Source organism: Streptomyces sp. NPDC029674 (assembly GCF_044903205.1).
GTDB lineage: Bacteria > Actinomycetota > Actinomycetes > Streptomycetales > Streptomycetaceae > Streptomyces.
Map to the genome: position 1 here is coordinate 225,486 of NZ_JBJDPY010000010.1, position 19,183 is coordinate 244,668.

At 73.4% G+C, this 19,183-nt stretch carries 20 protein-coding genes; 8 read left to right on the forward strand and 12 right to left on the reverse strand.

The genetic code is table 11. The features are described 5' to 3' along the window. The first annotated feature begins 115 nt into the window (after window positions 1-115). Window positions 116-1,210: a DUF5925 domain-containing protein gene (locus ACI2L3_RS24780; RefSeq protein ID WP_404754578.1), complete on the forward strand. Its 1,095-nt coding sequence runs from the start codon at window positions 116-118 to the stop codon at window positions 1,208-1,210. Window positions 1,211-1,246: 36 nt separating this feature from the next. Here the strand turns inward: ACI2L3_RS24780 and ACI2L3_RS24785 are convergent, their stop codons facing one another. Further along, entirely contained in the window at window positions 1,247-1,624 is a 378-nt protein-coding gene (locus ACI2L3_RS24785; protein WP_404754579.1) for a GntR family transcriptional regulator, read from the reverse strand. Between the two features lie 120 nt (window positions 1,625-1,744). Between ACI2L3_RS24785 and ACI2L3_RS24790 the strand changes: the two genes are divergently transcribed. Both ACI2L3_RS24790 and ACI2L3_RS24795 read left to right on the forward strand, forming a co-directional pair. Beyond that, a complete protein-coding gene (locus ACI2L3_RS24790; RefSeq protein ID WP_404754580.1) occupies window positions 1,745-2,683 on the forward strand; it encodes a GNAT family N-acetyltransferase in 939 nt (312 codons plus the stop codon). Next, complete coding sequence (locus ACI2L3_RS24795) at window positions 2,664-3,173, forward strand: DUF402 domain-containing protein (protein WP_404754581.1); 510 nt, start codon at window positions 2,664-2,666, stop codon at window positions 3,171-3,173. The genes ACI2L3_RS24790 and ACI2L3_RS24795 overlap by 20 nt, the downstream gene beginning before the upstream one ends. A gap of 15 nt (window positions 3,174-3,188) precedes the next feature. Here the strand turns inward: ACI2L3_RS24795 and ACI2L3_RS24800 are convergent, their stop codons facing one another. Further along, window positions 3,189-3,818, reverse strand: coding sequence for a class I SAM-dependent methyltransferase (locus ACI2L3_RS24800; protein WP_404754582.1), 630 nt, complete (start codon window positions 3,816-3,818; stop codon window positions 3,189-3,191). A 123-nt stretch (window positions 3,819-3,941) separates the two neighbouring features. Here ACI2L3_RS24800 and ACI2L3_RS24805 point away from each other — a divergent pair, with 123 nt between their 5' ends. Then, window positions 3,942-4,082, forward strand: a complete 141-nt coding sequence (locus ACI2L3_RS24805; protein WP_404754583.1) for a hypothetical protein — start codon at window positions 3,942-3,944, stop codon at window positions 4,080-4,082. A 24-nt stretch (window positions 4,083-4,106) separates the two neighbouring features. Here the strand turns inward: ACI2L3_RS24805 and ACI2L3_RS24810 are convergent, their stop codons facing one another. Genes ACI2L3_RS24810 through ACI2L3_RS24825 form a run of 4 tightly spaced genes read right to left on the reverse strand, consistent with a single transcriptional unit; the run spans window position 4,107 to window position 7,624 of the window. After that, window positions 4,107-4,589, reverse strand: coding sequence for a GNAT family N-acetyltransferase (locus tag ACI2L3_RS24810; protein ID WP_404754584.1), 483 nt, complete (start codon window positions 4,587-4,589; stop codon window positions 4,107-4,109). Then, complete coding sequence (locus ACI2L3_RS24815) at window positions 4,586-6,094, reverse strand: tripartite tricarboxylate transporter permease (RefSeq protein WP_404754585.1); 1,509 nt, start codon at window positions 6,092-6,094, stop codon at window positions 4,586-4,588. The genes ACI2L3_RS24810 and ACI2L3_RS24815 overlap by 4 nt, the downstream gene beginning before the upstream one ends. Window position 6,095: 1 nt before the next feature. After that, entirely contained in the window at window positions 6,096-6,644 is a 549-nt protein-coding gene (locus ACI2L3_RS24820; protein ID WP_404754586.1) for a tripartite tricarboxylate transporter TctB family protein, read from the reverse strand. Beyond that, complete coding sequence (locus ACI2L3_RS24825; RefSeq protein WP_404754665.1) at window positions 6,641-7,624, reverse strand: Bug family tripartite tricarboxylate transporter substrate binding protein; 984 nt, start codon at window positions 7,622-7,624, stop codon at window positions 6,641-6,643. Before ACI2L3_RS24825 ends, ACI2L3_RS24820 begins: the two co-directional genes overlap by 4 nt. A 131-nt stretch (window positions 7,625-7,755) precedes the next feature. On the opposite strand from ACI2L3_RS24825, the gene ACI2L3_RS24830 reads away from it, so the two are divergent. Next, entirely contained in the window at window positions 7,756-8,442 is a 687-nt protein-coding gene (locus ACI2L3_RS24830; protein ID WP_404754587.1) for a response regulator, read from the forward strand. Between the two features lie 9 nt (window positions 8,443-8,451). Here the strand turns inward: ACI2L3_RS24830 and ACI2L3_RS24835 are convergent, their stop codons facing one another. Further along, window positions 8,452-9,258, reverse strand: coding sequence for an AraC family transcriptional regulator (locus tag ACI2L3_RS24835; RefSeq protein WP_404754588.1), 807 nt, complete (start codon window positions 9,256-9,258; stop codon window positions 8,452-8,454). Between the two features lie 49 nt (window positions 9,259-9,307). Between ACI2L3_RS24835 and ACI2L3_RS24840 the strand changes: the two genes are divergently transcribed. Together ACI2L3_RS24840 and ACI2L3_RS24845 are read left to right on the forward strand one after the other, a co-directional pair. Then, window positions 9,308-9,778: a DUF2000 family protein gene (locus tag ACI2L3_RS24840; RefSeq protein WP_404754589.1), complete on the forward strand. Its 471-nt coding sequence runs from the start codon at window positions 9,308-9,310 to the stop codon at window positions 9,776-9,778. A gap of 171 nt (window positions 9,779-9,949) precedes the next feature. Beyond that, complete coding sequence (locus ACI2L3_RS24845) at window positions 9,950-10,960, forward strand: lytic polysaccharide monooxygenase (RefSeq protein ID WP_404754590.1); 1,011 nt, start codon at window positions 9,950-9,952, stop codon at window positions 10,958-10,960. 6 nt (window positions 10,961-10,966) lie between these two features. Here the strand turns inward: ACI2L3_RS24845 and ACI2L3_RS24850 are convergent, their stop codons facing one another. From ACI2L3_RS24850 to ACI2L3_RS24860, 3 genes are all read right to left on the reverse strand, one after another. After that, window positions 10,967-11,830: an esterase/lipase family protein gene (locus tag ACI2L3_RS24850; RefSeq protein ID WP_404754591.1), complete on the reverse strand. Its 864-nt coding sequence runs from the start codon at window positions 11,828-11,830 to the stop codon at window positions 10,967-10,969. 155 nt (window positions 11,831-11,985) lie between these two features. Beyond that, complete coding sequence (locus tag ACI2L3_RS24855) at window positions 11,986-12,660, reverse strand: response regulator (RefSeq protein ID WP_404754592.1); 675 nt, start codon at window positions 12,658-12,660, stop codon at window positions 11,986-11,988. Further along, window positions 12,657-14,075, reverse strand: a complete 1,419-nt coding sequence (locus ACI2L3_RS24860; RefSeq protein ID WP_404754593.1) for a sensor histidine kinase — start codon at window positions 14,073-14,075, stop codon at window positions 12,657-12,659. Before ACI2L3_RS24860 ends, ACI2L3_RS24855 begins: the two co-directional genes overlap by 4 nt. 307 nt (window positions 14,076-14,382) lie before the next feature. Here ACI2L3_RS24860 and ACI2L3_RS24865 point away from each other — a divergent pair, with 307 nt between their 5' ends. Further along, entirely contained in the window at window positions 14,383-14,598 is a 216-nt protein-coding gene (locus tag ACI2L3_RS24865) for a hypothetical protein (RefSeq protein ID WP_404754671.1), read from the forward strand. 29 nt (window positions 14,599-14,627) lie between these two features. Here ACI2L3_RS24865 and ACI2L3_RS24870 read toward each other — a convergent pair whose 3' ends face one another. Then, the gene (locus ACI2L3_RS24870; protein WP_404754666.1) at window positions 14,628-15,602 is read right to left on the reverse strand and encodes a DNA polymerase thumb domain-containing protein; all 975 of its coding nucleotides are present in this window, start codon (window positions 15,600-15,602) and stop codon (window positions 14,628-14,630) included. An 11-nt stretch (window positions 15,603-15,613) separates the two neighbouring features. After that, entirely contained in the window at window positions 15,614-19,066 is a 3,453-nt protein-coding gene (locus tag ACI2L3_RS24875; RefSeq protein WP_404754594.1) for a DNA polymerase III subunit alpha, read from the reverse strand. Window positions 19,067-19,183 lie beyond the last annotated feature (117 nt).

Sequence of the window (19,183 nt, forward strand, 5' to 3'; positions counted from 1 at the left end):
GTTCCGCACCACAGCTCTTGACGGCGGTCACAGCGCTCGGAAGCACGAACGGCGCAAGTGGAGCGCCTGCGCAAATTGGGTGCGCGGGGGCAGGTACGTGCCGGATCATGTCGGCATGTCTGCGAATCCCCAGGACGCCCTGCCGATCCGGCTCAACGTCGACGACAGCGACTCCCCGTCCGATGTCGTGGACGCGCTCTTCCTCGGCCGTTTCGCGACGGGCGAGCAGCCCTTCTCGCACAGCGCGAACATCGAGCGGGTCAAGTCCGGTTCCACGCTGCTGCCGCCGGGGGCGAAGGTGCTGCGCCAGGCCCGCGACGACGACCGCAGCGCGACGCTCGCCGAGGGCGGCGGCTGGACGCTGCTGGTCTCCCGCTGGAACCGCGGGGCGGACGTCACGGTGACGGCGACCACCGCCGAACTCGCCGAGAGCGTGCTGAAGCAGGCCACGGACGGCGCGCAGGACGAGCCCGAACCCCAGCCGGAGAACGTGACCATGGGCTTCTGGTACGTCTCCCCGCGGCGCGGCCCGCACCGCACCACTCGGCAGATCTCCGCCGGTACGTGGGAGGAGGTGCGGCCCAACTACACGGCGCCCGTCGCCGACGCCATGGACAAGCTGATGAAGACGGTGCCCGAGGACATCGCGGGCCGGCTGCTGCTCCTCCACGGGCCGCCGGGCACGGGCAAGACGTCGGCGCTGCGGACGCTCGCGCGGTCGTGGCGTGACTGGTGCCAGGTGGACTGCGTGCTGGACCCGGAGCGGCTGTTCAGCGACGTCGGCTACCTCATGGACATCGCGATCGGCGAGGACGACGGGACGGCGAAGGGCCGCTGGCGGCTGCTGCTCCTGGAGGACTGCGACGAACTGATCCGCGGCGAGGCGAAGCACACGGCGGGCCAGGCGCTCTCGCGCCTGCTCAACCTCACGGACGGGCTGCTCGGCCAGGGCCGGAACGTGCTGGTGGGCGTGACCACCAACGAGGACCTGGAGCGCCTGCACCCGGCCGTGGTCCGCCCCGGCCGCTGTCTGGCCCGCATCGAGGTCGGCGCGCTGACCCGCTCCGAGGCGGTGGACTGGCTCGGCACGGAGGAGGGCGTGGGCCGCGAGGGCGCCACCCTCGCCGAGCTCTTCGCCCTGCGCCGGGGCACGTCCCCGACGTCGGTACCGGACCAGCGGGAGGGCGCGGACTCGGGGCTGTATCTGTAGATCCCCGCCGAAGGCCGCGCGTCCCCGTCGGCGGCGCTAGCCGGAGGTTCCGTAAGCCGCGCGCAGCGCGTCCCGCGCCACGGCGAGTGCGTCCTCCTCCGAGAGCCCGACCCGCCGGGCGCGCTCGGCGAAGGCCTGCGCCTCCGCCGAGGCGGCGCGGGCCGCCGTACCCGCCGCCGCGACGAACGTCCCGTTGCGCCCCCGCGTCTCGATGACCCCGTCGGACTCGAGCGCCCGGTAGGCCTTGGCCACCGTGTTCGCGGCGAGCCCGAGGGTCTCGGCGAGTCCCCGGACCGTGGGCAGCTTGTAGCCGACCGGCAGCGCCCCGGACCTCGCCTGCTCGGCGATCCGGGCCCGCACCTGCTCGTACGGCGCGTCGCCCGCGCCCCCATCGATGTCGATCTTCAGCGTCACGGAGCGATTGTCCCGCACGCCGCGCCCCCGGCGGCACCGCCGTGCGCCGCGGCGGCCGAAAAGCCCCGCCGGTGAAAAATGGGAGGCGGCCCGGCGCACCCGCCCGTAGCGTGCCGCTCCATGACAGTGATCGTCCGAGCCCTCGACCGCGACGTGCCGACCGCCGCCGCGGACGACGCGGGCTTCGCCGCCGTGCGCCGCGCCTGCGTGCCCGCCATGCTCGCCACCCCCGCCTCGGTCGCGTTCGACCGGGCCCACGCCCATCCGGACTGCCGGTACCGGCAGTTGATCGCCGAAGTGGACGGCGAGATCATCGGCACGGCGCAGGTGGGCATCGCCTACGACAGCCCCGATCCCGGCCAGGGCTTCGCCAACATCTACGTGCATCCCGAGCGGCTCGGCAGGGGTGCCGGGACGCTGCTCCTGCGCACCGCGGAGGAGTACCTGGCGGACGCGGGCGCGCAGACCGTCTACTCGTGGGTGCTCGACGCGCCCGGGAACCTCGCCTTCGCCGCACGCCACGGCTACACGGCCCGGCGCAGCGCGCACTTCCTCCGCCTGGACCTGGCGCGGGGCACGCTGCCGCCCCGCCGGGAGCCGCCGGCCGGGGTGGAGCTGGTCAGCGGTTCGGTGTTCGCGGACGACGCGCGCCCGCTCTTCGCGCTGGACGCGGAGACGGTGGCGGACGAACCGAGCGACGTGGCGGCCGAGTTCACGGACTACGAGCACTGGGTCGCCGAGACCTGGCGGCACCCGCTGGTCAGCCAGGAGCTGACCACGGTGGCCCTGGTCGACGGCCGCCCGGCGGCGTTCAGCCTGGCCCGCGCGGACGGCGCGGGCCGCTACGGGTCCAACATGACGGGGACCGCGCGCGCCCACCGCGGCCGCGGCCTGGCCAAGCTCGCCAAGAACGACTCCCTGCACCGGGCCCGCGCGGCGGGCTGCACGGAGGCGTTCACGGGCAACGACGCCGGGAACGGACCGATGCTGGCGATCAACGAGTGGTTCGGTTACGAGATCTGCGCGACGGAGGTCCGCCATGTCCGCACCCTCGGCTGACCCGGCCCTGGCGGCCACGCCGGCCACGCTGGAGATCGCCCTGGTCAAGGCGGGCCGGACGAAGATCCGCTATCCGGCCCGGCTTCTCCACGACGACGGGGTCCGCATCACCGTCCGCGCCCCCTGGGCGGCCCCCGGCGCCCGGGACTTCGGCTTCGTGCGCTTCGAGCCGGGCGACGTCTTCACCGAGCACTACTGGCGCGACCGCTGGTACGCGATCAAGGAGGTGTACGCCGCGGACGGCACCCTGAAGGGCTGGTACTGCGACGTGACCCGGCCCGCCGTCCGCGACGGCGCCGTCCTCACGGTGGAGGACCTGGACCTGGACCTGTGGTGCTCGGCGGACGGCGGCACCGTACTGCGCCTGGACGAGGACGAGTTCGCGGCGAGCGGGCTGTCCGCCGCGGACCCGGTGGCGGCGGCCGCGGCGGTCCGCGCCCTGGACGACCTGGAAGCGATGGCCCGGGGCGGCGGCCTGCTCGTCGGCTGATCGCCGTGTGGAGCGTCAGATGGCCCGGGCCGGGGCGTGCGGCGCCACGCCCACCACTGCGTACCGCTCGTCGTCGACCTCTCTCCCCCACAGGCGCGCGTCGCCCGACAGGCGCTCGGGGCGGAGGTGCGAGACGAGCGGGGTCAGGGCGGAGACCAGGCGGGACATCGGCAGTCCGGCGGGGGCCACCGTCCCCCACACGCCCTCGATCAGGACCAGCCGGCCCCCAGGGCGCAGCAGGCCGCACCAGCGCCGCAGGGTCGCCTCGGGGTCGGGCATCATCCACAGGATGTGCCGGGCCAGGACCACGTCGAACTTCCGCTCTCCGACAGGCGGTTGCTCCGCGTCGCCGACCAGAACCTCGGCGTCCCGGCCCGCCAGTTTCTCGCGGGCCCGCTCCACCATGGCCGGCGACAGGTCGACCGCGGTGACGCGGTGGCCCCGCGCGGCGGCGAGCAGGGCGAGACTGCCGGTGCCGCAGCCCACGTCGAGGACGTCACCGGGGGTGTCGGGCAGCCACTCCCGCATACGGTCCGCCCAGGCCAGGCGCACCGTGTCGTCGCGCAGGCCGTGGTCCGGTTCGTCGTCGAAGGTGGCCGCCGCGGCATCCCAGTCGACTGGCTCGATCGCTTCGTTGTTCGTCATCCCCGGATGGTCGCAGCCACCACTGACAATCGGCCCTCGATCAGAAAGCGGGCGCCGAGAGGTCTACGGCGGGCTCCGAATGGACATCGGTAAGGCAGGGAGTCGGAAGTCAGGGAGGCCGCCATGCGCCGAGTGACCACGCACAAACCCGTCGGCAAGCCCGTCAGCCGCCGGGTGCGGGAGCGCCAGGAGGCCGAGGTGCGGCCGCGCGAGAGGCCCGAGGTGCGCAAGGACATCCAGCGGACCTGGTGGCCCGACGGGTGAGATTCCGCCACGGATGAGACGCCGTCAGCGGTCCTGGAGCCGCTTGCGGTAGTGGATCCGGTCGTACGGCCCGTCCACGCGCCGCTCGACGAACTCGTATCCGTACCGGGGGTAGATCTTCTGGTTCTCCCACATCAGCGCGTTGGTGTAGAGGCGGATCTCGATCAGGCCCAGCGCACGCGCGTGGTCGTCCGCGAAGGTGAGCAGGCGGCGGCCCACCCCCTGCCCGGCGGCATCGGGGTGGACCGCGATCGACTCCAGGAGGAGCCGGCCCTCGTACGGGCGCGGGACGAGCACCAGGAGACCCACCACGGGGTCTCCGGTGACGTACACGAAGCCCGCCGCCACATCGGCCTCGTGGTCGGCCTCCATCGGGCTCGGGACGCGCCCGATGCGTTCGATGTAGTGGTGGTACGCCGCGTCCGTGACGGCCCGCACGGCGGGTACGTCGGCGGCGGTGGCGAGCCGGATGTCCGTGTGCTGCGCGGGGTGTTCGGGTGTCGTCATGCCTCTACGTCTACGTCACGCCGGAGCAACCGCAACACCGCCTTCTTCAACAAGGGCCACATCACGATCAGGACGACGAGTCCATAGACCGTCACGGAGAACGGCGTGTCGACGAGTCCGCGGACGCTGCCGTCGCTGATCTGCAGGGCCCTGCGCAGCTGTTGCTCGGCGTTCGGGCCGAGGATGACGCCGAGGACGGCGGGCAGCACGGGCAGTCCGTAGCGCCGCATGCCGAAGCCGATCAGGCCGATGACGAGCAGGATGACGAGGTCGACGGTTTCGCCGCCGACCGCGTAGGCGCCCACGGCCGCGAAGAAGAGGATGCCCGCGTAGAGGTAGGGGCGCGGGATGCGCAGGAGCTTCGCCCAGAGCGGGGCGAGCGGCAGGTTCAGGGCCAGGAGCAGCACCATGCCGACGAACAGGGAGGCGATGAGGCCCCAGACCAGGTCCGCCTCGCGTTCGAAGAGGAGTGGTCCGGGCTGGATGCCGTACTGCTGGAAGGCGGCGAGCATCACGGCGGCGACGGCGGTCGTGGGCAGGCCGAGCGTGAGCATGGAGACGAGGGTGCCCGCGGCCGAGGCGGACGACGCGGACTCGGGTCCCGCGACGCCCTCGATGGCGCCCTTGCCCCACTCGTCCTTGTGCTTCGACAACCGCTTCTCCGTGACGTACGACAGGAACGTCGGGATCTCCGCGCCGCCCGCCGGGATCGCACCGAACGGGAAGCCGATGAGGGGGCCGCGCAGCCAGGACTTCCAGGTGCGCTTCACGTCGTCCCTGCCCAGCCAGGGGCGGCCGACGGGGATCGCCCGGGCGCTGGTGCGGCGCAGGTGGGCGGCGACCCAGAGGGCCTCGCCGATCGCGAAGAGGCCCACCGCGACGATCACCACGTCGATGCCGTCGGCGAGTTGGAGCGAGCCGAACGTGAGCCGCTGCTGGCCGGTCATCTGGTCCAGGCCGACCAGGCCGATGGTCAGGCCGATGAGGAGCGAGGCGAGGCCGCGGACGCGGGAGGAGCCGAGCACGGAGGTGACCGCGATGAACGCGAGGACCATGATGGCGAAGTAGTCGGGCGCGCCGATGTCGACGGCGAGGTCGGCGACCGTCGGCGCGAGCGCGACCAGGAGCAGGGTGCCGATCATGCCGCCCGCGAAGTGGCCGATGGCGGCGGCCGCGAGGGCTTGTGCGCCCCGTCCCGCCTTGGCCATCGGATGGCCTTCCATGGCGGCGACGACGGCGGCGCTCTCGCCGGGGGTGTTGAGCAGGATCGAGGTGGTGGAGCCGCCGAACATCGCGCCGTAGTAGATGCCCGCGAACATGATGAAGGCGCCGGTCGGTTCGAGTCCGTACGTCACCGGGAGCAGCAGGGCGACGGCCATCGCCGGGCCGATGCCGGGCAGCACGCCGATCGCGGTGCCGAGGAGGACGCCGACGGCCGCCCAGAGGAGGTTGATGGGCGTGAGGGCCGTGCCGAAGCCGTCCATCAGGGAGTTGAAGGCGCTCATGTCACAGCACTCCCATCAGGGGGCCGCCCGGCAGGGGCACGCCGAGCAGGTTGTTGAAGAGTTCGTACGTGACGACGGAGAGCGCGGCGGCGATGAGCGGATCGCGGTCGAGGTGGCGGCTGCCCAGGGCGTAGGCGGAGCCCCAGAAGAGCAGCGCCCCGGCGATGGGGAAGCCCACCGGCTCGATGAGGACGGCGGTGGCGAGGAAGACGCCCGCCAGGAGCAGCACGGTGCGCCAGTCGGCGGGTTCGGACAGGTCGATGTCCTCGCCGCCCTCGGCCTCGCCGCGGCCGCCGCGCAGCACGTCGATGGCGAGCAGGACGGCGACGACGAGCAGTCCGATGCCGACCGCGACCGGTACGGTCTTCGGGCCGATCGGGCCGCGCTGGGTGATCTCGACGTCCATGGTGAGGGCGTCGGTGAGGACGAGCGCGCCGAGGGCGAGGAGCAGGACGGACACGCCGAGTTCGGAGTGTTCGCGCAGCCAGGCGCGGCGGTCCCGCGGCTCGTGGGGCACGTCGGGGACATCGGGGACGTCGGTGGTGGTCACAGTCCCAGCTCCTTCAGTACCGAGACGACGCGCTTGTCCTGCGCGGTCAGGAAGTCGCCGAACGCGTCGCCGGTGAGGAAGGCGTCGTCCCAGCCGTTCTTCTTCAGGGAGTCGCGCCACTCCTTGGAGGCGTGCAGTTTCCTGACGAGCACGGTGAGCTTCTTGCGCTCGGCGCCGCTGAGGCCGGGCGGGGCGACGATGCCGCGCCAGTTGGTGAAGTCCACGTCGTAGCCGGACTCCTTGAGGGTGGGCCCGTCGAGGCCGCGCACCCGCTTCGGTCCGGTGACGGCCAGCAGCCTGAGCTCGCCCGACTTGATCTGGTCGAGGTACTCCCCCACTCCGGAGACGCCGAAGGCGACCTTGCTGCCGAGGATGGAGGCGAGCAGTTCGCCGCCGCCGTCGAAGGGGACGTAGTTGACCTTCTTCGGGTCGATGCCGGCGGCGCGGGCCATCAGCATCGGGGCGAGGTGGTCGGGGCCGCCGGGGGACGAGCCGCCGCCGACGGGCACCTTGCCGGGGTTCTTCTTCCAGGCGTCGATGAGCTGGTCGATGGTCTTGTACGGGGAGTTCCTGGCGACCACAACGACGTCCTGCTCCTCGGTGAGGCGGGCGATGGGCGTCGTGTCGGCGAGGGTCTTGGGCGAGTGGTTGGAGCGGGCGGCGCCCACGACGCCGAGACCCATGGACATGGCGAGCTTGCCGTTGCCGTGCTCGCCGACGAGCCGGCTCAGGCCGACGGTGCCGCCCGCGCCGGGCAGGTTGAACACCTCGATGTTGTGGGTGAGTCCGGCGTCCTCGGCGTTCTTCGCGGCGGTGCGTGCGGTGATGTCGTAGCCGCCGCCCGGGGTGTTGGGGACCATGAGGCGCAGGCCGGGGATCTGGGTGCCGGTGTCGGCGCCGCTGCCCGTGGTGAGCAGTGGCGGCGCCACGAGTACGAGGAGGGCGGCCCCGAGCAGGGCGAGGGGGGTGCGCAGGCGCACGTGTGCCACCACCTGTCGGTCGGTAGTCGGGTGTGAGGTGGCCCACATGTTGCCCGCGCGTTAACAACCTGTCTCTCTTCCGGAACCAACGGACGTTGTGGTCGTTGTGGTCGCGCCCATAGCCTGCGGCGATGACAAGGGTGCTGGTCGTGGACGACGACTTCATGGTCGCCAAACTGCACAGTCGGTACGTCGCCGCGGTGGACGGCTGCGCCGTGGTCGGGGTCGCGCACAGCGGCGCCGAGGCGGTCGACGCGGTGGAGCGGCTGCGCCCCGATCTCGTACTCCTCGACGTGTATCTGCCCGACATGGACGGCATCGCGGTCCTGCGTGAGCTGCGGGCGGCCGAGGAGCGCGATCCGGCGCGGCGGCCGGTGGACGCGCTGTTCATCACGGCGGCGCGGGACGCGCAGGTGGTGCGGGCGGCGCTGCGGGCCGGCGCCCTGCACTATCTGATCAAGCCGTTCAACCAGGCGGCGCTGCATGAGCAGTTGCGGCACGTGGCGGCGCTGCGGGCCCGGCTCGACGGGCTCCGGGAAGCCCGCCAGGAGGACGTCGACCAGCTCTTCGGGACGCGGCCGCCGGGCTCCCGCGAGCTGCCGAAAGGGCTTGCGGCGCACACGGCGGACCTGGTGGAGCAGACGCTGCGGAGGCATCCGGGCGGCCTCTCCGCCTCGGAGTGCGCGGAGGCCGGCTCGCTGTCCCGGGTGAGCGCCCGGCGCTACCTGGAGTTCTTCGCGGACACGCGCCGCGCCGAGGTGACGTTGCGCTACGGCGGGACGGGGCGGCCTGAGCGGCGGTACCGGTGGGTGGGGTGAGGGTGAGGGTCAGCGGCAGCGGGCGTAGCGGCCCGGGGGGACGCCCACCACGCGCTTGAAGTGCCGCGTCAGATGCGACTGGTCGTAGAAGCCGCAGGCCGCCGCCGTCGCACCGGGTGGCCGCCCGGCCAGCAGGAGGCGGCGGGCCCGGTCCACGCGGCGGGCCATCAGGTACTGGTGCGGGGCGATGCCGTACGCCGCTCCGAAGGAGCGCACCAGGTGGGCCGGGTGCGCGTGCAGGAGGCGGGCGGCCTCCTCCAGGGTGATGCCCTCGATCACGCGTGCGTCGAGGAGTTCGCGCAGGGCGCCCGCGACCCGGTGGTCCGGCGCGGGCCGGGCGGCCTCGGCAAGGCGCGGGCGCAGGCGCTCGCGCAGCCGCTCCCCGACGAGGGCGAGCCGGGCGGCCGCCTCCAGTTCGTCGCCCGGGTGCGCGAGGGCCGTGTGGAGCTGTCCGATGCGGCGCCGCAGCAGCGGGTCGACCAGGACGGGGGTGTCCGCGGCGGGCCCGACGAACGACGTGTCGAGCGGCCCGTCCTCCGTCGCCTCCAGATACAGGACGCGTTTGCGGAAGCCGTCCGGGGTGGCGGCGGAGCCGTTGTGCGGGACCTGCGGGGGCAGCAGCGAGACCGTGCCGAGGGGGGTGCCGTGCGCGTTCCGCTCCAGGTCGTAGCGGACGGCGCCCTCGTCGACCATCAGGAGCGTCCAGGTGTCGTGCACGTGCATGGGGTAGGCGTGGTGCGTGAAGTGGGCGTGGAAGACCTCCGCGACGCCCTGCACCGCGGGGCGCCACGCGGTGATCTCGTCGCCGGCCGCCATGCAAAGAACGTACAAGACGGGGGTGCGTGGTGATCGGCAGTCTCGATGCATGAGCACAGACACCGCCACCACGACACCCGCCGCGGTCACCGGGACCGACCGGCGGCCCGTCCGCTTCGACACCAAGATCGCCGTGCTGCTCCGGGACGACCTGGAGACCTGGCAGCGGCTGAACGTGACCGCGTTCCTCGTGAGCGGGCTCGGCACGCGCGTGCCCGAGGTCGTCGGGGAGCCGTACGAGGACGCCGACGGCACCGCCTATCTGCCGATGTTCCGGCAGCCGGTGCTCGTCTTCGAGGGCGGCAAGGAGGTGCTGACCGCCGCTCGCGGCCGGGCGCTGGGGCGGAGCCTGCCGTGCTCCGTGTTCACCTCCGACCTGTTCGCCACCGGCAACGACACCGACAACCGGGCGGCCGTCCGCGCCGTCGCCGGGGACGAGTTGGACGTGGTGGGGCTCGCCGTCCACGGGCCGCGCAACGCGGTCGACAAGGTGCTGAAGGGGGCCCGGATGCACCCGTGACCCTCGCGACGTGGGCTGATCCTCGTGACGGGGGCTCTACCTGAGCCCCCGGTTAGCCCTCCCTTAAAGCGACCATAAGGATCTCCATCGCCCGTCCTCAGCAGGGGTTTTCACGGTTTTCAGGGGCTAGCTTTCTGGTCACCCCCTGAACCGTCGTTGAGGAGAACCACCATGACCGCACGCCGCCGCAAGGCCGCCGCCATCGCCGCCGCCGGTGTCGCGCCGCTCGCCCTGACCGCCCTTTCGGTCACGCCCGCCGCCGCGCACGGCTCGATGACGGACCCGGTCAGCCGGGTCTCCGCCTGCTTCCAGGAGGGGCCGGAGTCCCCGAAGTCGGCCGCCTGCAAGGCCGCTGTCGCGGCCAGTGGCGCGCAGGCCTTCTACGACTGGAACGGCGTGAACATCGCCAACGCCGCCGGCAAGTCGAAGGAGATCATCCCCGACGGCAAGCTGTGCAGCGCGGGCAACGACAAGTACAAGGGCCTCGACCTGCCGCGCGCCGACTGGCCGTCCAGCAAGCTGGCCGCGGGCAGCCACACGTTCCGCTACAAGGGCACCGCCCCGCACAAGGGCTCCTTCGAGCTGTACGTCACGAAGGCGTCGTACGACCCGACGAAGCCCCTGAAGTGGTCGGACCTGGAGGAGAAGCCGTTCATCAAGGTCACCGACCCGAAGATGGAGAACGGCGACTACGTCTTCGACGGCAAGATCCCCGCCCGGGAGGGCCGTCACCTGATCTACTCGATCTGGCAGCGCTCGGATTCCCCCGAGGCGTTCTACACGTGCTCCGACGTCGTCTTCGGCAAGGACAGCGGAGGCTCCGGATCCGCGCCGGCCCCGGCCGCCTCCGCCCCGTCGGACGACGACATCGCGGCGGGCGCCGAGAAGTCCACGGTCGAGCACCACGGGCACGGTGACGACGACGCCGGCACGGGCGCCGAGGCCACCGAGGCCGAGCCGGCCGCCCCGGCCGCCGATGCCGGGGACGCGCCGGGCAACGCGCCCGAGGTCAACGGTGGCGCCGAGAAGCCGGTCACCACCGCGAACGACAACCTCGCCGAGACCGGCGGCGACAGCAACACCCCGTACATCGCGATGGGCGGTGCCGCCGCTCTCGCCGTCGGCGCCGCGGCGATGTTCACCACGACGCGGCGCCGCGCGGCCGGCCGCCACGGCCGCTGACAGGCCCTAGGACAGGCAGGTACTCGGGGTCGCGTGCGCCGGATCGAGGGCGTTCGCGACCTCGTGGTGGGCGACGCGGTCCAGGATGCCGATCGCGACGTGCTCCGACAGGTCGACGGGGCACAGGTCCTGGACGGTCACGTTGCGCACGCCGGGGCCGTCGAGGAACTGGCTGCGGTACGGGGTGACCACCTCGTCGTACTTGGTGGCGATGACGGTGTAGCGCACGCCGGGCACCGTGTCCCCGCCCTCGTTGAGCTTGGTCAGGAAGGGCGATCCCGCGACCTGGTCGGCGAGGCTCGGAGTCTTGGTGGTCAGCAGGTCCTCGACGCCGGGGAAGTACGGCAGCAGCCTGGTGAGGCCGAGCAGGGTGGTGCCGTGGTTGTCGGGGGCGAGGCCGATCAGGGCGTTCACCTCGTCGGCGCCGCCGAGGAACTTGAGGTAGTGGCGGGGCATCATGCCGCCCTGCGAGTGGCCGACGAGGTCCACCTCCTTCGCGCCCGTCGAGGCGAGCACCTTGTCGACGAAGCCGTCGAGCTGCTCGGCCGACTTGTCGATGGGGCCGAGGCCGTGGAAGAACGGCACGCCCTTCAACTGGCCGTAGTCCAGGGAGTAGACGCAGTAGCCGCGCTTGACGAGGTAGGGCGCGAGGACGAGCCAGTTGTCGACGGAGTTCCCGAACGTGCCGTGCACGAGGACGACGGGGCGGGGGTGCGCGGTGGACGGCTTGCAGCCGTAGTCGTTCCAGCCCCTCGACGTCGCGGACGGGGCGGTGTCGGCGGCGGCCGTGGCGGCGGGGGCGAGGGTGACCGCGCCCGTAACGAGCAGGGCGGCGGCGAGGGCGCGCAGCGCGCGTCTCCAGGGCAGCATCGTGTGATCTCCTTGCGGCTCAAGGGAGGTGCGAGGGGATGCCGTGCGGGGAGTGCAACATGTCGTGCTCGCGTCAAATTACGCGTGAGTAGGCGAGGAGTGAAGCAGCGCGTCGGCAAAACTTCCAGTGTTCACTGGCGCGTTCACCCGAACGCTCACCGGGTGGGCTCCACCAGCCCCACCTCGTAGGCGATGATGACCAGCTGGACCCGGTCGCGGGCGTCGAGCTTGGTGAACAGGCGCGCCACGTGCGCCTTGACCGTGGCCACGGTGATGAAGAGCTCGGCGGCGATCTCGGCGTTGGACAGACCACGCCCGACGAGCGTGAGCACCTCCCGCTCCCGGTCGGTGATGCCCTCCACCGCGGGAGGCTCCGGCGGCGGCCCTGGCTCGGGCCGGGCGGCGAACTCCTCGATCAGGCGCCGGGTGACGCTCGGCGCGATCAGTCCGTCCCCGGCGGCGACCACCCGGATCGCCGCGAGGATGTCGTCCAGCGCCATGTCCTTGACGAGGAACCCGCTCGCACCCGCCCGCAGCGCCCCGTAGACGTACTCGTCGTCGTCGAACGTCGTCAGGACGACCACGCGCGCCTCTCCCCCGCCCTCCCTGATCCGGCGGGTGGCCTCGATCCCGTCCATGCCCGGCATGCGGATGTCCATGACGACGACGTCCACCGGCCCGTCCCCGGCCAGCCGCACCGCTTCGGCCCCCGTGCCCGCCTCCCCCACGACCTCGATGTCGGCGGTGTCGGCCATCAGCACACGCAGCCCGGCGCGGACGAGCGGCTGGTCGTCGGCGAGGACGACACGTACGGTGCGGCCGCCGCTCATCGGACCACCGTGGGCGTTGCGGCGGGGGCGGGCAGCCGGGCCGTCACCCGGAAGCCGCCCTCCGGGCGCGGGCCCGCCGTGAAGCCGCCGCGCAGGAGGCCGACTCGTTCGCGCATGCCGACGATGCCGTGGCCCGTGGCCCCGCAGAGACCGCCGTCGCCGTCGTCCTCCACCTCGACGCGCACCTCGTCCGCGTCGTACGCGATGGTCACCCGGCACTTCTCCGTCCCCGCGTGCCGTACGACGTTGGTGAGGGACTCCTGGAGGATCCGGAACGCCGCCAGGTCGATGTCGGCGGGCAGCGGCCGCCGTTCACCGCGCAGGCGCACGTCGGCGCGGACCCCCGCGTCCGCGGTCGAGGCGATCAGGCGGTCGAGGTCCGCGAGGCCGGGGACCGGGTCGAGCGGCACGTACGGCTCGGACGAGGCGCGCAGCGCGACCAGTGTGCGGCGCAGCCCCGCGAGCGTCTCCCTGCTGGTCGCCTCGATGGTGGCGAGCGCGTTGCGCGCCTCGGCGGGCCGGGTGTCGATGACGCGGCTTCCGACGCCCGCCTGGATGGCGATGACGCCGATGCTGTGCGCGATCATGTCGTGCAACTCCCGCGCTATGCGCAGCCGTTCGGCGGCCACCGCCTGCTCGGCGGCCCGCGCGCCGAGCGCCTCGGCGTGCGCACGGCGCTCCCGTACGGAGTCGCCGGCCAGCCAGGCGGCGAGCGTCGCGAGGGCGATGAACGCGCCGAGCTGGACGCCCCGGGCCGGAGTCTGGCCGAGGCTGGTCAGATGCGTGCCGAGCTGCGCGCCGAACGCCAGGGCCGCCGCGACGACCGAGGTGCGCCGGGGCCGGACGGCGGCGATGTGGCCGACGGCGAGATCGCCGAGCAGCACCTGCAAGTACACGATCTCCGAGTTCTGCATCTGCGTGCGCGCGACGGCCCAGCCCGCGAGCAGCAGCGCGAGCGCGGGCAGCGGCCTGCTCCGCAGGAGGACGCCCACCAGCGCGGTGAGGAGGATCAGCGGAACGACGGTCGCGGCGCTGAAGCCGCCGCGTCCCTCGCGCATCGCGAAGTAGAGGGCGAAGGGGTAGGCGAGCGCGGCACACCAGGCGACCGGTGTGAGCCAGGCGTTCGGTGCCAGCCGGCCGCGCGGCGTCAGCCAGGCACGCGGCGGCCGGACCCGTGACAGCCGGGGCTGCGACAGCCGGGCGCGCGACGACCCGGCGACGGCCGACCGGGCACGCGGCAGCCGGGCACGTGACAGCCGCGTGTGCGACAGTCCGGCGGCGGCCGACCGGGCGCGTGACAGCCGGGCGCGTGCCCACGGCCACCGGGCCTGCGAAGCCGCCCGGGCCGCCGCGGTCGCACCGCCCGGCGCGGTCGGCGAGGTGGGCGGGGCAGGGGCCTCCGGCGTCGCGTCCATGCATCGATCGTAGGTGCGCGCCCCTGACCTGGGCATGGGCCCGAAGACGTACGTCCACGGGCTACCTTCACCGGCCCGGAGGGGCCGGAGGGCCGATGCCACGAACGCCCCCCTCGCGGCAGCGTGGAGCCCGTGATCGAAGTGCACGAACTGACCAAGCGCTACGGCGACATCACCGCGGTCGACCGTCTCTCCTTCACCGTGCTCCCCGGCAGGGTGACCGGCTTCCTCGGGCCGAACGGCGCGGGCAAGACCACCACCCTGCGGATGCTGCTCGGCCTGGTTTGCCGCGGGCCAGGGCCGACAGGTGGGCCGTGGCGGTGCGGCCGCCGTGCACGTCGCCCGCATCGAGCAGCGCGCCGACGTGCCGGCAGGCTGCGCGGGCGTGTCCGGAACGGGCGGCCGTCGATCGTGGCAGTCCCGCCGGTCGGCCGGAGACCCTCCGGTGTTGCTGTTCGACGAGCCCCTCAACGGGCTCGCGGTGATCGTGGCGGTGGCCGTGGTGTGCCGCCGCGACGCGTGACGCCATCACCGGACAGGTGACCGGACGGCTCACGCCGCCAGCGTGCCCGGCACGATCGCGCCCGGCCCGAACTTCTTCCGTGCCCGGTCGGCCACCTCCTCGATCCGGCGGGCCTTCTCGTCCGCCGGGTCGAACGTCAGCTGGTGGGCGGCGTGTTCGGCGGGGGCGATCCCCTCGGCGCGCAGGGACACGGCGCGCACCCGGGCCCGCTGCAGGCCGAGCGCCTCGTACATGCGGTACGCGGCCGTGGTCAGCGCGGTGGAGTGCGCGGTCGGCTCGGGCAGGGCCCGGGTGCGCACGGTCGTGCTCCGGTCCGCGTACCGCACGGTGAGGGTCAGCGTGCGGCACACCTGGTCCTCGCCGCGCATCCTGGCGCCCAGCTCCTCGGCGCCGGAGAGCAGGGCGCGGCGGTGCCGGAAGGGGTCCAGCTCGTCGCGGGGGAAGGGGCGTTCGACGGAGAGCGAGCGGGCGGCGGCGTTCGGCACGACGCGGGTGCGGTCGACACCCCGCGCCTTCTCGCCCAGTTCGCGGCCCGCGCGGGCGCCGACGAGCCGTTGCAGGGTGGACAGGGGCGCGGCGCCGACCTTCCCGAGGGAGTCGAGGCCGTACTCGCAGAGGGTGCGGGCGGTGGCGCGGCCGATGCCGGGCAGCTCGCCGACCGGCCGGTCCGCGAGGAACTCCCGTACGCCGTCCGGGCCTTCCGGCACCGAACGGGTCACGCCGGGGGCGGCGCCGCGCGCGGCCATCCGCGCCAGCATCGGCCCGGGGCCGGCGCCGATCGCGCACTCCACCCCGTACAGCGCGAGTGCCCGCACCCGGATCAGCGCGGCGAGGCCGACGGCGCTCCGCCCGAAGTACCGGCGCGCGCCGCGCACGTCGACGAGTGCGGCGTCCGGCGGCAGCGCCTCGACCTGCGGGGTGAACTCGCCGAGCAGGGCGAGCAGTTGGGGCAGCAGCGCCTCGTACATGGGGGGCAGCAGGAAGCGTACGTAGAGGGTGGTGATGCCATCGTCGTTCATCCCGCGCTCCCCGGGCTCTGGTGCCACAGCTTCCGTGTCGATGCCGTCCCCTCACCCGCCGGGCGCAGGTCCGCCCAGGGGTGCATCTCGTATCCGTTGGCCATGCGGATGCGGCGCCCCTCCGCCGCCGGGGCCCCCTCCTCCGGCTCCTCCGGCTCCGGTCCCGGTTCCGCCAGGCGCCGCGCCACCGCGTCGAGCCCTCCCTCCTTGCGCAGCTCCACCAGCTCCGCCAGGTTCCACGCCGCCGCGCCGACCACACTGAGGCTGCGCGGCCCGCGGCGCTGCACCACGCCGCGCACGAGCAGCAGCCAGGAGTGGAAGACGGTGTGCGCGCACCGCTCGTGGGCGTCGTCGAAGAAGGCCAGGTCGACCAGGCCGGTGCCGTCGTCCAGGGTGGTGAAGATGACGCGTTTCCCGGAGCGGATCGGCGGGGTCTGCGTGGCGGCCTTGGCGCCCGCGACCAGGACGGTCGCGCCGTGTTCGGCCTCGCGCAGGCGCCGCGCGCTGAACACGCCGAGCTCCGCCAGGAAGTCGCGGTGGTCTGCCATGAGGTGGCGCGACGAGTCCATGCCGAGGACGCCCAGTTCGGCGCTGAGCCGCTCCGCGTCGTCCAGGTCGGGCAGGCCCGCGGGGGCCGTCTTCCGCCCGCCGGACAGCGGCAGTTGGGCGCCGGCCGCACCCCGCGCGCCGCGCCGCAGCTCGGCCAGGTGCAGTTGCAGGTCACGGCGGTTGGCGCCGAACGCGTCGAGCGCGCCGACCTGGGCGAGCCGCTGGGCGACCGGCTTGGAGGGCCTGGCCCGTTCCCAGAAGTCGACGAGCGAGGCATAGGGCTGCCCGTTGGCGATCCGGGCGGCCTCGGCCTCGCTGATGCCGTGCACGTCGGCGAGGGCGAGCCGCAGCCCCCACCGGTCCGCCTCACCTTCAGAACCAGACACCAGTTCGATACGGTAGGCGACCGCCGACCGGTTCACGTCCAGCGGAAGGATCGGCACCCCCCGGCGCCGCGCGTCCGCGAGCAGCAGCCGCTTCGGGTACATCCCCGGGTCGTGCGTGAGCAGCCCGGCGTAGAACGCGGCCGGGTGATGGGCCTTCAGCCACGCCGACTGGTACGTCGGCACCGCGAAGGCCACCGCGTGTGCCTTGCAGAAGCCGTACGACCCGAAGGCCTCGACGATCTCCCAGGTGCGGCCGATCGTCTCCGCGTCGTACCCCCTGGCCGCCGCGTGCTGCGCGAACCAGAAGCGGATCCGGCCCTGCGACTCGGGGTCGGAGAGCCCGCGCCGCACCCGGTCCGCCTCGTCGCGCCCGCAGCCGGTCATGATGTCCACGATCTGGATGACCTGCTCGTGGAAGACGACGACGCCGTACGTCTCCTTCAGCGGCCCGGCGAGGTCGGGATGCGGATAGCGGACGGGCGCGCGGCCGTGTCTGGCCTCGATGAAGGGCCGCACCATGTCGGCGGCGACCGGTCCTGGCCGGAACAGCGAGATGTCGACCACCAGGTCGTGGAAGGTCGCGGGCTGCAGCCGCCCGACCAGGTCGCGCTGGCCCGGCGACTCGATCTGGAAGCAGCCGAGCGTCTCGGTGGACTGGATGAGCCGGTACGTCGCCGGGTCGCCCGGCGGGACCTGGCGCGGGTCGTCGAGGTCCACGGCGTCCCCCGTGGCCCGCTCGACCTCCGCCACCGCGTGCGCCATCGCGGACTGCATCCGCACCCCGAGCACGTCCAGCTTGAGCAGGCCGAGGTCCTCGACGTCGTCCTTGTCGAACTGCGACATGGGCAGGCCCTCGCCGCTGGTCGGCACCACGGGCGTACGGGCGAGCAGCGAGGCGTCGGAGAGCAGCACCCCGCACGGGTGCATGGCGACGCCGCGCGGCAGCGCGTCGAGGGCCTCGACCAGCTCCCACAGCCGCTTGTGGTCGCCCAGCTCCTCGGCGACCGCCCGCAGTTCGGGCAGCTCCTCCAGCGCGGCACGGGCGTCGCGGGCGCGGATGTGCGGGAAGGCCTTGGCGATCCGGTCGATGTCGGCCGGGTCCATGGACAGGGCGGCGCCCACGTCGCGCACGGCGTGGCGCACCCGGTAGGTCTCGGGCATGGCGACCGTCGCGACCCGCTCGGGGCCGAAGCGGCCGAGGATCGCGCGGTACACCTCGATGCGGCGGGCCGACTCGACGTCGATGTCGATGTCCGGCAGGACCTGGCGCCGTTTGGACAGGAACCGCTCCATGAGCAGTCCGTGCTCGACGGGGTCGGCGTGCGCGATGCCGATGAGGTGGTTGACGAGGGAGCCGGCGCCCGAGCCGCGGGCCGCGACCCGGATGCCCAGATCGCGCACGTCGTCGACGACCTGCGCCACGGTGAGGAAGTACGAGGCGTAGCCGTGGTGGTCGATGATGTCCAGCTCGTGGTGCATGCGCTCCCAGTAGTCGCGCCGGGAGTCGTAGCCGCGCAGCACCATGCCGGCCGCCGCGCGCGAGGCGAGGACGCGCTGCGCGGTGCGGCGCCCGGCGCCGACCAGGTGCGGCTCGGGGAAGCGCACGGATCCGATGCCGATGTCGTCCTCGGCGTCGACGAGGCACTCGGCGGCGGTCGCCCGGGTCTGGTCGAGCAGGCGGTGGGCGGTGTCGCGGCGGAAGCCCGCGGCCTCGACGACGCGCTCGGCGACGCGCAGCATGTCGTCCGCGCCCTTCAGCCACCGCTCGCCGCCGTCGAGCTCCTTGGTCGGGTCGACGGGGACGAGGCGGCGGGCGGCGTCGAGGACGTCGGCGACGGGGCCCTGGCCGGGGTCGGCGTAGCGCACGGCGTTGGTCAGGACGGGGCGCACGCCCTGCTCGGCGGCGAAGCCGACGGTGCGGGCGGCGAGGCGCAGCGAGCCGGGGCCTGTTCCCTCGCGGCCGTGCCAGACGGACTCCAGGCGCAACGCGTCGCCGTACCGCTCGCGCCAGGGTTCGAGGAGGCGGGCGGCCCGGTCGGGGCGGCCCGCGGTGAGCGCGCGGCCCACGTCGGAGGCGGGGCCGAGCAGCACGGTGAGGCCCTCGCCGTGGTTCTCCTGCCAGGACAGGACGGGCTGTCCGTCCGCGGCGTCCCGGTGCGCGGCGGTGACCAGGCGGCAGAGCGCGGCCCAGCCGGTGGCGCCGTCCCGGGCGAGGAAGGTGACGCGCGGGGTCGACTCGTCGATGAAGGCACCGCCGCGCACGGGGGCCCGGCGCCGCTCGCCCCTGGCCGGGGCGGGCGCGCCCACCGCGAGCTCGGCCCCGAACAGCGGCCGTACGCCCGCCTTGGCGCAGGCCTTGGCGAACCGGACGGCGCCCGCGAGGGTGTCCCGGTCGGTGAGGGCGAGGGCGTCCATGCCCCGCTCGGCGGCGCGCTCGGCCAGTCGCTCCGGGTGCGAGGCCCCGTACCGCAGGGAGAACCCGGAGACGGTGTGCAGATGCGTGAACCCGGGCACACGCACCTCCTGAAACCCTGAATCGATCCGATCTCACATCCCCCGCCTCCACCATAGACCAGTTTCGAACTTACGTACGACACGTATGTTCGATTCACGGGTCCGGCGTGCTCCACA

Bases quoted from the DNA above. Each gene is read 5' to 3' on its own strand.
- ACI2L3_RS24780 (WP_404754578.1), top strand. From the start codon at position 116: ATGTCTGCGAATCCCCAGGACGCCCTGCCGATCCGGCTCAACGTCGAC.
- ACI2L3_RS24790 (WP_404754580.1), top strand. From the start codon at position 1,745: ATGACAGTGATCGTCCGAGCCCTCGACCGCGACGTGCCGACCGCCGCC.
- ACI2L3_RS24795 (WP_404754581.1), top strand. From the start codon at position 2,664: ATGTCCGCACCCTCGGCTGACCCGGCCCTGGCGGCCACGCCGGCCACG.
- ACI2L3_RS24800 (WP_404754582.1), bottom strand. From the start codon at position 3,818: ATGACGAACAACGAAGCGATCGAGCCAGTCGACTGGGATGCCGCGGCG.
- ACI2L3_RS24805 (WP_404754583.1), top strand. From the start codon at position 3,942: ATGCGCCGAGTGACCACGCACAAACCCGTCGGCAAGCCCGTCAGCCGC.
- ACI2L3_RS24810 (WP_404754584.1), bottom strand. From the start codon at position 4,589: ATGACGACACCCGAACACCCCGCGCAGCACACGGACATCCGGCTCGCC.
- ACI2L3_RS24815 (WP_404754585.1), bottom strand. From the start codon at position 6,094: ATGAGCGCCTTCAACTCCCTGATGGACGGCTTCGGCACGGCCCTCACG.
- ACI2L3_RS24830 (WP_404754587.1), top strand. From the start codon at position 7,756: ATGACAAGGGTGCTGGTCGTGGACGACGACTTCATGGTCGCCAAACTG.
- ACI2L3_RS24835 (WP_404754588.1), bottom strand. From the start codon at position 9,258: ATGGCGGCCGGCGACGAGATCACCGCGTGGCGCCCCGCGGTGCAGGGC.
- ACI2L3_RS24840 (WP_404754589.1), top strand. From the start codon at position 9,308: ATGAGCACAGACACCGCCACCACGACACCCGCCGCGGTCACCGGGACC.
- ACI2L3_RS24845 (WP_404754590.1), top strand. From the start codon at position 9,950: ATGACCGCACGCCGCCGCAAGGCCGCCGCCATCGCCGCCGCCGGTGTC.
- ACI2L3_RS24850 (WP_404754591.1), bottom strand. From the start codon at position 11,830: ATGCTGCCCTGGAGACGCGCGCTGCGCGCCCTCGCCGCCGCCCTGCTC.
- ACI2L3_RS24855 (WP_404754592.1), bottom strand. From the start codon at position 12,660: ATGAGCGGCGGCCGCACCGTACGTGTCGTCCTCGCCGACGACCAGCCG.
- ACI2L3_RS24860 (WP_404754593.1), bottom strand. From the start codon at position 14,075: ATGGACGCGACGCCGGAGGCCCCTGCCCCGCCCACCTCGCCGACCGCG.